This is a genomic window from Vibrio sp. Vb1026 (assembly GCF_033338745.1).
In the GTDB taxonomy this organism is placed as follows: domain Bacteria; phylum Pseudomonadota; class Gammaproteobacteria; order Enterobacterales; family Vibrionaceae; genus Vibrio; species Vibrio alginolyticus.
The window spans coordinates 32,745-45,234 of sequence record NZ_JAWOTH010000001.1 but is presented as its reverse complement, the minus strand read 5'-3'; the positions used below and the strand labels follow the sequence as shown (position 1 = coordinate 45,234).

Annotated in this window: 13 protein-coding genes; 7 read left to right on the top strand and 6 right to left on the bottom strand. The window is 46.8% G+C overall.

Annotation, left to right across the window (positions count from 1 at the left end; translation table 11 throughout):
• Window positions 1-18: 18 nt before the first annotated feature.
• Window positions 19-1,167: an S-(hydroxymethyl)glutathione dehydrogenase/class III alcohol dehydrogenase gene (locus tag R7E47_RS00245; protein ID WP_017821027.1), complete on the bottom strand. Its 1,149-nt coding sequence runs from the start codon at window positions 1,165-1,167 to the stop codon at window positions 19-21.
• Window positions 1,168-1,460: 293 nt separating this feature from the next.
• Here R7E47_RS00245 and R7E47_RS00240 point away from each other — a divergent pair, with 293 nt between their 5' ends.
• Complete coding sequence (locus tag R7E47_RS00240) at window positions 1,461-2,267, top strand: arylamine N-acetyltransferase family protein (protein WP_256901222.1); 807 nt, start codon at window positions 1,461-1,463, stop codon at window positions 2,265-2,267.
• An 80-nt stretch (window positions 2,268-2,347) separates the two neighbouring features.
• Window positions 2,348-3,220 (top strand): LysR family transcriptional regulator, encoded by an 873-nt coding sequence (locus tag R7E47_RS00235; RefSeq protein ID WP_017633836.1) that lies wholly within the window; start codon window positions 2,348-2,350, stop codon window positions 3,218-3,220.
• A 99-nt stretch (window positions 3,221-3,319) separates the two neighbouring features.
• Here the strand turns inward: R7E47_RS00235 and R7E47_RS00230 are convergent, their stop codons facing one another.
• Entirely contained in the window at window positions 3,320-4,093 is a 774-nt protein-coding gene (locus R7E47_RS00230) for a siderophore-interacting protein (protein ID WP_206970539.1), read from the bottom strand.
• 178 nt (window positions 4,094-4,271) lie between these two features.
• The gene (locus R7E47_RS00225) at window positions 4,272-4,856 is read right to left on the bottom strand and encodes a LysE family translocator (protein WP_054578560.1); all 585 of its coding nucleotides are present in this window, start codon (window positions 4,854-4,856) and stop codon (window positions 4,272-4,274) included.
• A 114-nt stretch (window positions 4,857-4,970) separates the two neighbouring features.
• On the opposite strand from R7E47_RS00225, the gene R7E47_RS00220 reads away from it, so the two are divergent.
• Both R7E47_RS00220 and R7E47_RS00215 read left to right on the top strand, forming a co-directional pair.
• On the top strand, window positions 4,971-5,411 hold the full coding sequence (locus R7E47_RS00220; RefSeq protein ID WP_005374369.1) for an Lrp/AsnC family transcriptional regulator: 441 nt from the start codon (window positions 4,971-4,973) through the stop codon (window positions 5,409-5,411).
• Window positions 5,412-5,625: 214 nt separating this feature from the next.
• On the top strand, window positions 5,626-6,804 hold the full coding sequence (locus R7E47_RS00215) for a lytic polysaccharide monooxygenase (RefSeq protein ID WP_053308042.1): 1,179 nt from the start codon (window positions 5,626-5,628) through the stop codon (window positions 6,802-6,804).
• Between the two features lie 116 nt (window positions 6,805-6,920).
• Here R7E47_RS00215 and R7E47_RS00210 read toward each other — a convergent pair whose 3' ends face one another.
• From R7E47_RS00210 to R7E47_RS00200, 3 genes are read right to left on the bottom strand one after another with little or no spacing between them, the layout of a single operon-like run.
• On the bottom strand, window positions 6,921-7,541 hold the full coding sequence (locus tag R7E47_RS00210) for an HAD-IB family hydrolase (protein WP_033907205.1): 621 nt from the start codon (window positions 7,539-7,541) through the stop codon (window positions 6,921-6,923).
• Between the two features lie 38 nt (window positions 7,542-7,579).
• On the bottom strand, window positions 7,580-7,891 hold the full coding sequence (locus R7E47_RS00205; protein ID WP_005383281.1) for a cupin domain-containing protein: 312 nt from the start codon (window positions 7,889-7,891) through the stop codon (window positions 7,580-7,582).
• Between the two features lie 9 nt (window positions 7,892-7,900).
• Window positions 7,901-8,551, bottom strand: a complete 651-nt coding sequence (locus R7E47_RS00200) for a Qnr family pentapeptide repeat protein (RefSeq protein WP_005383283.1) — start codon at window positions 8,549-8,551, stop codon at window positions 7,901-7,903.
• A 495-nt stretch (window positions 8,552-9,046) separates the two neighbouring features.
• Here R7E47_RS00200 and ompW point away from each other — a divergent pair, with 495 nt between their 5' ends.
• The 3 genes from ompW to R7E47_RS00185 all read left to right on the top strand — a co-directional run bounded on the left by ompW (window position 9,047) and on the right by R7E47_RS00185 (window position 12,418).
• A complete protein-coding gene (gene ompW / locus R7E47_RS00195; protein WP_064354457.1) occupies window positions 9,047-9,691 on the top strand; it encodes an outer membrane protein OmpW in 645 nt (214 codons plus the stop codon).
• Window positions 9,692-9,905: 214 nt separating this feature from the next.
• A complete protein-coding gene (locus tag R7E47_RS00190) occupies window positions 9,906-10,931 on the top strand; it encodes an HlyD family secretion protein (RefSeq protein WP_054575254.1) in 1,026 nt (341 codons plus the stop codon).
• Window positions 10,928-12,418 (top strand): MDR family MFS transporter, encoded by a 1,491-nt coding sequence (locus R7E47_RS00185; RefSeq protein ID WP_017634371.1) that lies wholly within the window; start codon window positions 10,928-10,930, stop codon window positions 12,416-12,418. The genes R7E47_RS00190 and R7E47_RS00185 overlap by 4 nt, the downstream gene beginning before the upstream one ends.
• Window positions 12,419-12,490: the final 72 nt, after the last annotated feature.

Here is a 12,490-nt window from a genome sequence, read left to right as displayed (position 1 = left end):
GGAGAGCCTGAGGCAGCATTATTGATCCATATGGATAACTGTTCGGATGCTCTTACCTTCATGCATCAGATCAAACGCTTTGTTGACGTCTGCTAATCCCATTGTGTGGGTAATGAACTCCTGTAAGCCGAATTCACCAGCCATGTAACGGTTTACGATTTCTGGAAGCTCAGAGCGACCTTTAACGCCACCGAAAGCGCTGCCACGCCATACACGACCAGTTACCAGTTGGAATGGACGAGTTGAGATCTCTTGACCTGCACCAGCAACACCAATGATGACTGACTCACCCCAACCTTTGTGACAGCACTCAAGTGCTTGGCGCATCACGTTTACGTTACCGATACATTCGAATGAGTAGTCAACACCACCGTCTGTCATTTCAACAATCACTTCTTGAATTGGCTTGTCGAATTTTTGTGGGTTGATGCAATCAGTTGCACCAAGTTGTTTCGCTAGGTCGAATTTGCTTTCGTTGATGTCTACACCGATGATGCGGCTGGCACCAGCCATGCGAGCACCGATGATTGCAGAAAGACCGATACCGCCGAGACCAAAGATTGCCACTGTGTCGCCTTTTTCAACTTTAGCTGTGTTTAATACCGCACCCATACCAGTGGTTACGCCACAACCTAGAAGACAAACTTCTTCAAGTGGTGCTTCTTTGTTTACTTTCGCTAGTGAGATTTCTGGAAGAACCGTGTACTCAGAGAAAGTAGAACAACCCATGTAGTGGAAGATAGTTTCGCCGTTGATAGAGAATCGGCTTGTGCCATCTGGCATTAGGCCTTTACCTTGCGTTTCACGAACGGCCTGACATAGGTTCGTTTTGCCAGATTTACAGAACTTACACTCACCACATTCAGCAGTGTAAAGTGGGATAACGTGGTCGCCAACTTCAACGCTTGTTACGCCTTCGCCAACCATTTCAACGATGCCGCCACCTTCGTGACCAAGGATTGAAGGGAAGATACCTTCTGGATCGTCACCTGATAGTGTGAATGCGTCAGTGTGACAAACACCAGTTGCTACGATGCGTACTAGCACTTCGCCGGCTTTTGGAAGTTGTACATCCACTTCTTCCATTTTAAGCGGCTCACCTGCAGCCCAAGCGACCATTGCTTTTGATTTTATGTGAGTTTGACCAGGTTTGATTTCAAGCGACATTGGATGTTTCCTTTATATTTTCAGTATATGGAGTGACGTAATAAGCGTAGTTAAGGTTTGCTTACCGCGCTTCGTCGTTTTGTTGGTGCTCATTTTAGGTGTTTCAGTAAAAATGATAATCCGTCCATTTTGAAAATGATTTTTACATATGCGTAATAATGATAAGGTGAGCGTGTAAAAAGAGTGCGATGCCTCCTTAAAGCGGAAGGGAAATGGAAAAGGTGATTGACCTGAAGTTAGATAGAGGGGCTAAAGTAGAAAACTGTCAAACCATCAGCTAAGTAAGAGTGATTATGAATAAGACGGATCTGAGTGCCTATTTAACCAAGCTAGGCTTGCCTAGTGAATTGCCCGCCGATTTGGAGTCATTGCACAGAGTTCACGTGGCGCAGCATCGTTGCCTGCCGTTTGAGAATTTTGACATCGCATTGCAGCGAGGCGTCTCTGTTGAGATTGAAGATATTATTCAAAAAACCGTGTACCACTCTCGCGGTGGTTACTGCTTTGAATTAAATGGTTTAATGCTTGATGTGCTCAACACTCTTGGGTTTGAAGCGCGAAGTTTGCTAGGGCGTGTACATGTGTCTGGTACACCAACAGGTCGTAGTCATCAAATCACGTTAGTGACGTTAGAGGAACAAACATGGATTGTCGATGTGGGTTTTGGCTCCAATACCCCTCGAGCGCCATTGCCATTTATCCTTGACCAAGTGATTCAGACGGATTTACAAACCTTCCGTTTTGTCAAAGATGCTCAGTTTGGTTATTTCCTCCAAGTGCTTTCAACCGATGGAACAGACGTGTGGAACAATCTATACAGCTTTGACCTAGAGTTTGTGTTTGCTGGTGACATTGCATGTAGCAACTTCTTTACCTCGACTTCGCCTAATTCGCGTTTTACTAGCGCAAGAGTCGCTGCTAGAGCGACAGAAAGTGGGTTGGTGACGCTGCTTAACTACACACTCAGATGCACCAATCATGAAGAGCTAACAGAAATAGAGCTAGAGCCAGGTCAAGCCTACCTGGATGCGTTGAAAGAATATTTTGGTATTGAGCTTGATGCGCAATACGACGATCTTCGTCCGTTACCTGACGCGTAAAGTTTTCCCGTTTTCAAAGCGTAGCTCGACGAGAACAATGTAATCACTATTTGTCTAGAAGAGGTCGACAGGAATACAGCATGGCGAATTGGGAAGGAGTCAGCGAGTTTGTTGCCGTAGCGGAAACTAACAGCTTTACAGCTGCCGCGGCTAAACTGAAAACGTCAGTGGCACAAATCAGTCGCCGTGTATCGGCACTTGAAGAGCGTCTTGCGGTTAAGTTACTGCATCGCACGACGCGAAAAGTTTCTCTGTCTGAAGCTGGACAGCTTTATTATCAGCAGTGCAAACACTTGGTCGAAGGGCTAGAATTAGCTGAGCTTGCTGTAACGCAAATGCAAACCGAACCGCGAGGTTTGCTGCGTGTGACAGCGCCTGTGACCTATGGGGAAATGAACCTCGCACCGCTCTTGCATCAGTTTTTGGAGAAGTACCCGCGTGTGGACCTCGATTTAGTTCTGACCAATCAAAAACTGGATTTGATAGAGCAAGGGGTAGACGTGGCGATTCGTCTTGGCCGCCTGCAAGATTCCAGCATGATCGCAAAGCGTCTTTCGTCGCGTCAAAATTACGTGTGTGCTAGCCCTATGTATTTGGAGCGATTTGGCGAGCCTCACACATTATCCGAACTGGCTCGACATCAGTGCTTGGTTGGTTCGGTCGATTATTGGCATTTTAAGGAAAATAAACGTGATAAGTCTTTGCGTGTGTCGGGGAGGATTAAATGCAATAGTGGTTTTGCGCTAATGGGCGCCGCCAAACGTGGTTTGGGTTTAGTGCAGTTGCCGGACTATTACGTTCAAGAAGCCCTAGATAACGGTGAGCTAGTCGAGGTGCTGACCGATTACCGAGACGACCGTGAAGGCATTTGGGCACTGTATCCACAAAGCCGAAATTTATCGCCCAAAGTGAGGTTGTTGATCGACTTTTTAGCGCAGGAACTAGCGGATTAGAGTTTTCATGAACTTTAATACAACTGAAGTCGCTAAAACGCCCGGTGATGCCGGGCGTTTTTATTGGGATAAGCGCTTGAACTGGAAATAAATGAACCACTATTGGTTGGATTCCGCGTCTTCACGTTTAATCACTTTGTGCCCATCTTCAGACACGCCTTGCTTCCAATAGCTGCTGATGTAGATATTCTCGCGATCGACTTCTTTTTCGTTGCGGAAATATTGGCGCAGCGCACGCATTGAATCGAACTCACACGCACACCATACCGAAGCGTTACCATCTAACCACTCGAGTTCGCGAACGCTATCAGCCAAGGTTTGCTGTTCAGTTAGCCAAATCAACTCCATACCGGCGGGCGCGTTTAGGGGTTGAATGTCGGCTGGAGAAATCACGCTGATCACTGCATAGCCTTTGGCCTCTTCTGGCAACGTACGAATTTTCGCAGAAAGCGCTGGAAGTGCCGTCATATCGGCAGCCATGAAGAACCAATCCGCCTCAGTATTTAAGTTGGAGATGCTACCTGGCCCAACAATGCTGATCGTGTCGCCTTTTTGCGCGGCCATTGCCCAACGCGCTGCAAATCCGCATTGCAGATCTTGCGTTACGTGTCGGACGAAATCCACTTCGATTGAACTGGTTTCTGGATGAAAGCGTCGGATAGTGTAGGTGCGCATGATTGGTCGGTCGTCTTCTGGCAGGATGCTCAGATCCGCGCCGCCCATATCGTTAAACAGTAATTTGATGTAACTGCCTTCGCAGTCACGAGGAAAGTGGCTCAGCGCCTCACCTTGCAAGGTAATGCGCTGCATGTTTGGAGTGATGGTTTCTGTGTCTGTGACAACAAGCGTTTTAGGTTGAGGCTTCTTTTTCATTGTTACTTTACTCGATAATTATTCTCTTTCTCATTTAAAGATTATCAAGTTCCCTAACAAGAGGGTAGCGTCTTTAAACAAATTTACACTGTGAATTAACGCCAAAGCCTCGAGCAAAATGCAGTATCTGTCCTTTCCCAATTACGTAAAGTGAGTCGTTTTTTAACCATAAATGGACTTATATCATTGGAATCGTAGACAAAAGCAACAGCGCAGCCATGCTGTAGTTGAACCCCTTAACGCGTTTATCGGTGGTCAACCAACGCTGCAATTGCATACCTGCCGCCGTCCAAAATGTTACCGATGGCAAGTTAGCTAAGCAGAAGATACCGGCGATAAAAGTCAGTTCGAGCCATGCACCGCCACTGCTGTATACCGTAATGGCCGTCAACGCCATCGACCAACCTTTTGGGTTCACCCATTGGAATGCGACAGCCCCTAAAAAAGACATCGGGCGAAAATCGTGTTTTGCTTCTGTTTTGTCGCTGGTGGCGATTTTGTACGTCAAGTACAGCAAATAACTCAAGCTCAATACTTTCAAAATGGAGTGGGTGAGCGGGTAGGCATGGAACAGGCTCATCAAGCCAATGCCCACCAAAATTAACATGGCACCAAAGCCGAAGGTAATGCCCAACATGTGTGGGATAGTGCGTTTAAAGCCGACATTTGCCCCTGAGGTCATCAACATAATGTTATTGGGACCCGGCGTAAAAGTAGAGACAAAAGCGAACAACGCCAAAGCGCCCAGTTGATGATATTCCATAGATTGTTCCTTGAATCAGTTCTCGATAAGTTGAGAACAACTATAAGTAGAACTGAGGTCAATATTGTGCTTTTATTTGATGATTAGAAACTAAATAAGCAATGAAACATCATGATGGATAGATTTGACGAAAGAATATTGCAAGTGCTCAAACGAGACGGAAGAATCTCCAATGTGGAGCTGTCGGAACGCGTTGGTTTATCTCCATCTGCAACCTTACGCCGAGTGCAAGATTTAGAGCGTAAAGGCGTGATCAAAGGCTACCGAGCAGTACTGGATAATCAGCAACTTGGCGTGGGTTTTGTTGCTTATGTGTCGATTGGTTTGGCCTCGCACTCTAAGCAGGCACAGCTGGGTTTCGAAGAGCATGTGCGTTTTGTAAACGAGGTGGTGGAATGTCACAACATTACGGGATCTAACGAATATCTCATACGCGTAGAGACGCAAGATCTCGCCGCTTATAAAGCGTTCCATGCTGATGTGTTGGGTGAGTGCGAACACGTCAAGTCGATCACAACGATGGTGGTGATGGACACACCAAAAGACGAGCGATAGCCAAACGAGAGTGACAGTTTTTGTGGCACATGAATTTGAAGTGACTCGAAAGAGTCAGTCGAGTATGAGAATGGTTCACAACAAATGCTGGAAAGCAGATGGCACTCTTACAATTTCCATATTTATTCTCACCTTCTAAATAATCCCATCCTGCTAGTTTTGCTTAAACCGCTTGTGTTTCAGAGCGGCGAGTCAGCAAAATTAAGGATGAACGATGAAATCACATGTAACACTTCCTCTTTTGAGCTTAAGCGCTGTTGCCGCATTGAGCTCATTTAACGTCAACGCCCACGGCTGGGTAGAGTTTCCAAGTGCTCGTCAAAATACGTGTTATTTAGACGGTGGCTTTTGGACCAACGAGATCCCTAACCAAGCGTGTAAAGCGGCTTTTGAAGAATCTGGTGCGTACCCGTTTGTGCAACGCAGCGAAATTGCAGCAAACGTACCAAATTACCGAGATATGGAGCATGTGAAAGCCGTGGTTCGCGACGGTGAGCTATGTTCTGCTGGCGATACAGCTAAGAAAGGCTTGAACATTCCTTCTCCAAACTGGCAGCGCACCAATGTTACGCCAGATGCAAATAACCAGATTGAATTGGTGTTTTACGGCAAAGCGCCGCACAACCCATCATACTGGGAATTCTATCTCACCAAGCCAACTTATGATGATTCAAAACCTCTTACTTGGAGTGATTTAGAGCTGATCGACACCGCAGGTGATGTGTATGTTGATGCGGAAAAACGCTACCGTATTCAGGTGACTTTCCCTGCTGATCGTTCGGGCGATGCGGTACTTTACACTCGTTGGCAGCGTATTGATGTCGCTGGGGAAGGTTTCTACAACTGTAGTGACATTACGTTAAACGGAACGGGCACGACGCCACCGACTGACCCTGTTGATCCAACCGAACCGGGCAATAATCTGACATCTCTAGGCTACTTTGTTCAGCAAGGTTTCGGACCAGTAGAAGCGGGTGACACCATCCGTTTCCGTACGTTTAATGCGACAGGCAATGAAATTGTCGATATTTCACTGCCAATCAGCGCAAACAATACGACGACTTGGGCGGCAGAAATTGCGGATCAATTTAACGCGCAGCAAACGGGCGATTGGTACGTGGGCATTTGGCATCAAGAGATGAACCACTACATGTTCGATAGTAACAACGTGAATGCGAACCAAGTATTAGCGCCAAGCGCAGACTTCAGTTATGCGTTGTCACTGATCAAAGCGGATGTACCGCCACCAGTTGAACCAACCAACTTGTGGGACAAGACGGCTGTTTACGACCAAGGTGATGTGGTGACGCACAACGGTAAAGAATGGACCGCTCAGTGGTGGACGTCTGGTGAGGAACCAGGCACAACGGGTCAATGGGGGGTATGGCGTTAAGCCAGTTATTCGGGCCCTGATCAATAAAACCCTTCTCATGTGAGAAGGGTTTGTTTTTTTAGCCTAAAACGATCACTTTGGTCGAGTGGTTGTCTTGAAAATCAGAGCACATATCGTTATTCGCTTGCTCTCCACTCGCTCCAGTTGAGCATCGCGTAGTCTGCCAGTTTGAGCATCGGAATGTCTTCGTGTGTATCACCGTAGGCATAAACAGACGCAAACTCGTCGAGCGAAAACGCCGCCTTCACGCGCGAGACTTTTCTTTCTAAACTGCAATCACCTTGCTGGTAAAAGCCACTCAGTTTTGGCTGCTCTGAGATCAGTTCACTGCACAGCAAGTGGTAACCGTTCGCTTCACACCAAGGCTTGAGATACGCATTGAGTGATGCCGACACCACTACGATGGTATCGCCTCGGTGTTGATGCCAAGCCAGCCTTTCCATCGCTTCTGGCCGTAAGTACAGCGGGATCACTTCATGGGCAAATTGAGTGCCAATCGCTTCAATTTTCTGCGTTTCTTTCCCTGAAAATGCAATAAAACTGCTGAGAGGGCGCATAACACGAGCGGGTAACACTCCGAGTTTGTACAGCGCATAAAATGGCATGATAGCGACCTTTCCTACTCGTTTGCGCAGGCCATAAGCAGAATAGTGGAGGAAAAGGCTAAACATATCCTCTCGGGTGATGGTGCCATCAAAATCAAACAGTGCCAGTGACGGCTTAGTAGTATCGAGCAAACTCAGCGCCTATTTTTGGGTTTAAGATCGTTTTGTGTTTATTGATAAAACACCGCCAACCAGATGGTTTCTTGCGTTGGGTCAGTCCAGCTCACTTTGTGTTTGGTATGAGCTGGAATCGTAACGTGATCGCCTGCCTCAAGTCGTTGCACTACACCTGATTCAAAAGTCAGCTCTCCAGCTCCTTTAAGAACCAAGACCCATTCATGTTCTTCTTGATCGTACCAGCCACTTTCGGGCGAGGTTTGCCCCGTTGAGACAATGCGTTCTATACGCAGGTTTTTGTGGGTCAGCAGGTCTTCGAACACTTCCTCGTCGAGGTTATTCGGTAAGTCTTTAAACAGGTTCATGGCCTTTCCTTAGAGAATGATCAGTCCAAAAGGCGCAAGCAATTGCTCTTGTTGCCAATCACAAATTTTAACACCAAACAGAGAAACGCGGCGAACATCCAGCCCGTCTAGTTCGACATGAGTCAGATCACATTGCTCAACGTTAAAGGTTCCCCATTGTTCTGGCGAGAATTCGCAGCGAGATAAATCCGAGCCTTTGAGAGTTGCCCCTGCGAGGTTCGCACCGTTCCAACGGTTTTCAAAGAGGTCACATTTTTCTAGTAACACTCGTTCGAAGTTACAGTAGGTGAGGTTGCAGCCAGTAATAAAAGCAGAACAGAAAAACATGGTGTTACTGATGCGATTAGCAAAGTTCGCACCTTGGAAGTTTGCCCCTTTGAGATCGCACTTACGCAGCTCCAAGCCCATACAATTTGCGCCGTTAAACAGGCTCATCGCCAACATACAGTTCGTAAAGCTGGCGTCTTTTAAGTTCGCGAAGCGAAAACTACACCCTTCTAGCGCTTTGGATTCGATAAAGCGACAGTCGATGAACTTAGCATCGCGCAGATCGGCATGGTCGAAACAGCACATATAAAAGTGGCAGTTTTTAAAGGTAGCATTCTGAAAATCGTGATGAGAAAAGTTTTCTCGTTCAAAAATGAGATCGGTTTTTAACATGTCTTCTCCTTAGCTGCGAGCAGACTAGCACTCCAAGTGACTGATTTTCCAGAAAAATAACTTCTTGTATTTCAGTGCTTTACAAACCCCTCAAATCGCGATTTTAAGGGGGCAAACGAGCGTTTTAAGTGGGTTGTTTTTTGAAAATAGAAGACGTAGAGGACGAAAAAAGTTTTTGCTGGCTACGAGCCTTAACGAGAGGATTCGCATTTATGGGTATGCATGGCAACTCACACGCACAGTTTGCATTACAGAATTGTATCCTATTTGCATAATTTGTTGATCAATATGGCGTTTCTCCATACAAAAAACCTATATTTTTCACAAATTGATTTCCATCAAAATAGTAGGGTTTCTATGTGCTAGATTGCGCACAGCTCAAAAAGATATAGATACCCGTGTGCTTCAAGGCGCTGAGTTTACTTGAAATCTCAGATCAGTTAGCAGGCACCCCTTTGGGTACGACATAACGAAGCCCTACGAAAGGAAATAAAAATGAAAAAAACAATCTGCAGTCTAGCAGTGGTTGCTGCACTCGTGTCACCAAGTGTTTTCGCTCATAAACAAGGTGACTTCGTTCTTCGTGTTGGTGCGGCGTCTGTCGTTCCAAACGACAGCAGCGATAAGATTCTTGGTTCTCAAGAAGAATTGAAAGTGGATTCAAATACGCAGCTTGGTTTGACGTTTGGCTACATGTTTACAGACAACATCAGTTTAGAGCTTCTAGCAGCAACACCATTCAGCCACGATATTTCAACAGACTTGTTAGGTCTTGGTGATATCGCGGACACCAAACACCTTCCACCAACGCTTATGGTGCAGTACTACTTTGGCGAGCCACAAAGTAAGTTCCGTCCATACGTGGGTGCAGGTCTCAACTACACCATGTTCTTTGATGAGGGCTTCAATAGCACGGGTAAAGGCGCTGGTCTTTCAGATCTTAAGTTGGATGACTCATTCGGTCTAGCAGCGAATATTGGTGTGGACTACATGATCAACGATCAATGGTTCCTCAACGCTGCTGCGTGGTACGCAAACATTGAAACAGAAGCAACTTACAAAGCAGGTGGAGAGAAGCAAAAAACCGACGTCAAAATTAACCCTTGGGTATTTATGATCAGCGGCGGTTACAAGTTCTAAGAAAAACCAGTAGTTACACGCACATTACTATTATTGGCATGACTTTGGGGGCGGTTACGGGGACTGCCCCTCTTTTTTATCCTCGTTTTGATTGCACATCATTTACTCCACTTAGCAACATGCAAAATTGGATCTTTACCTTGCAGATCATTTTATTGTCGGAAGATCGAAAAGTCCTACACTGATCACATAATTGAACAAGTGGACAATATAAATGAGCGACGACATCGCAAAGCATTCCTCCTCCAGATCTAAGCTGGTAAAAACTCTTTTCTTTACTCTCTGTGTTATCGCATTTGGTGCGATGTATTGGTCTTGGCAGTATTCAGACAGTCACCCAAGCACGGAAGATGCCTACGTTAGGGCAAAAATTTTGTCGGTAGCGCCTCAGGTAAAAGGCCAAGTGGTTTCTGTGGATGTCAAAGACTTCCAATCTATTAACAAAGGTGACCTACTGCTGAAGATAGATTCACGCCCATATTTGTTGGCAGTGAAGCAAGCAAAAGCGGCATACCAATTGGCGGTCCAGCAACATGACGTTGCCGATAAGCAGGTAACTGAAGCCGTTGCGGGCTTAGATGCGGCGCGCTCTAACCTGACAGAAGCGCAAGTGGAGTACAAACGTACGGATTCCTTGGTGAAACGCAAACTGGCGTCGGACCAAGATTTAGATACGGCAAAAAACAAACTAGCCAATGCCCAAGCGAGCCTGGAGCAAGCGCGCGCGACGGTAGAAAAAGCCATTGCGAACCGTGGTGAAGAAGGCGCAGAGGCTGCGGTTGTTCAACAAGCGGGAGCACAGTTAGCGCAAGCAGAGCTGAACTTGAGCTACACCGACATTACGTCACCAGTGGATGGCATTGCCGGTGAGATCAATACGCACGTAGGCTCGGTCGTTAGCGTGGGTCAAACGCTGTTCCCTGTGATTTTAAAAGACAGCTATTGGGTACGCGCGAACTTTAAAGAAACCGATCTTACTCACATCAAACCTGGTATGCATGCGGATGTGGTGATTGATATGTACCCAGACGTGGTGTGGAAAGCAACGGTAGAACAACTATCGCCTGCGAGTGGTACATCGTTCTCCTTGATGCCACCAGAAAACGCAACGGGTAACTGGGTTAAAATCAAACAGCGTTTCCCTGTACGTTTGGCATTAGAAGTACCGGCCGATGCGCCGCAACTTCGCGTGGGTGCGAGCTCAGAAGTCACCATTGATTTGCAAAGTAGCGTGCAATGAGCCACCAAATTACGGCAGACAAACGGGGGATTGCCACCGTCGCCGTGATGCTTTCTGCCATCATGGTGTTAATCGATATGACCGTTGCGAACGTGTCGCTATCGCACATGATGGGCGCGTTGGGCGCAACGGCAGACCAAATTACTTGGGTGCTGACGGGTTACAGCATGGCGGAAGCGATCTTCATTCCGATGACCAGTTTCTGGGTGTCGCGCTTTGGTGAACGCAAAGTCATGCTGGTTGCCGTGGTCGGCTTTGTGATTGCCAGTGCGCTTTGTGGGCAAGCACAGTCTCTTGAAGAGATGGTGCTATTTCGCATTATCCAAGGCGCTTTCGGCGCGTCGGTGATTCCATTGGCGCAGTCGACGTTAGTGCAGATTTATCCGTATGAGCAAAAAGGCAAAGCGATGGCGATTTTCTCCATCGGCATTTTGCTTGGTCCTATTTTGGGCCCAGTTGTGGGTGGTGTGATCACCGACAACATTAACTGGCGCTGGATTTTTTACATCAACTTGCCATTCGGTTTGATCTGTACCTCTTTGATTTATCGCTATATCCACATCGACAACAAATCCAAACCTAACTTTGACTGGTGGATCATCGGTTACATGGCGTTAGGTGTGGGCGCGTTGCAGTTTGTGTTGGATAAAGGGAATGAAGAAGACTGGCTCGACTCACGCATGATTCAGACGGCGATATTGCTCGCAGTCATGGGATTGGTGATGTGGATCTATCGCAGTTGGAAAACTAAAAGTCCAATAGCGCCATTGTGGCTGCTGAAAGACCGAAACCTTATGGTCTCGTCATTGATGATTGCCGTGGTGTCGATGGCGATGTTTGGCCTGACGACTCAACAACCAATGCTGTTGGAAAGCTTGCTGGATTATCCGGTCTCAACCACTGGTTTATTAATGGCACCGCGTGGGTTGGCGTCAGCGGCGATGTTGATTTTGGTGATTAAGCTCAATCCGCAATTCGATCCCAGAATCAAAATAGTCTTTGGCTTGAGCTGCATCGGGATTGGTAGCTATTTGATGACGCAGTACTCACTGCAGATCGATACATTTTGGATTGTGATGCCGAGTATGATTCAGGGGATGGGGCTTGGTTTAACCTTCTCGACGCTATCCACCTTGGCGTATTTAACGATTCCGAAAGAGCAATCTGTTGCGGCGGCGAGTATTTACAATCTGTTCCGTACCATTGGTAGCTCGTTTGGTATTTCTATCGCCACCACGTTCCAATATCGTGATAGTCAGCAGCAATGGCATGCGCTGGGAGAGGGTATTAATCCTTATAATCCTAACTTGCATGACTGGGCGGCCAATCAGGGGCTTTCTATTACCGACCCGGTTGCGTTAGACCAATACCAACAGATGTTGCAGCAGCAATCGCAAATGGTCGCGTTTGTGCACACCTTCCAGCTTGTGGGAGTGATGTTCGTGATCATGATGCCGATGCTGGTTTTCATTCGGTCGCGTGAATAACATGAAGTTCCGGTGAATAGTGTAAGAGAACGCCTCTCAAGTTGTGTCAGCTTGAGAGGCGTTTTTTATTGG

Coding starts and splice junctions, on each gene's coding strand:
- R7E47_RS00245 (WP_017821027.1), bottom strand. CDS start 1,167: ATGTCGCTTGAAATCAAACCTGGTCAAACTCACATAAAATCAAAAGCA.
- R7E47_RS00240 (WP_256901222.1), top strand. CDS start 1,461: ATGAATAAGACGGATCTGAGTGCCTATTTAACCAAGCTAGGCTTGCCT.
- R7E47_RS00235 (WP_017633836.1), top strand. CDS start 2,348: ATGGCGAATTGGGAAGGAGTCAGCGAGTTTGTTGCCGTAGCGGAAACT.
- R7E47_RS00230 (WP_206970539.1), bottom strand. CDS start 4,093: ATGAAAAAGAAGCCTCAACCTAAAACGCTTGTTGTCACAGACACAGAA.
- R7E47_RS00225 (WP_054578560.1), bottom strand. CDS start 4,856: ATGGAATATCATCAACTGGGCGCTTTGGCGTTGTTCGCTTTTGTCTCT.
- R7E47_RS00220 (WP_005374369.1), top strand. CDS start 4,971: ATGGATAGATTTGACGAAAGAATATTGCAAGTGCTCAAACGAGACGGA.
- R7E47_RS00215 (WP_053308042.1), top strand. CDS start 5,626: ATGAAATCACATGTAACACTTCCTCTTTTGAGCTTAAGCGCTGTTGCC.
- R7E47_RS00205 (WP_005383281.1), bottom strand. CDS start 7,891: ATGAACCTGTTTAAAGACTTACCGAATAACCTCGACGAGGAAGTGTTC.
- R7E47_RS00200 (WP_005383283.1), bottom strand. CDS start 8,551: ATGTTAAAAACCGATCTCATTTTTGAACGAGAAAACTTTTCTCATCAC.
- ompW (WP_064354457.1), top strand. CDS start 9,047: ATGAAAAAAACAATCTGCAGTCTAGCAGTGGTTGCTGCACTCGTGTCA.
- R7E47_RS00190 (WP_054575254.1), top strand. CDS start 9,906: ATGAGCGACGACATCGCAAAGCATTCCTCCTCCAGATCTAAGCTGGTA.
- R7E47_RS00185 (WP_017634371.1), top strand. CDS start 10,928: ATGAGCCACCAAATTACGGCAGACAAACGGGGGATTGCCACCGTCGCC.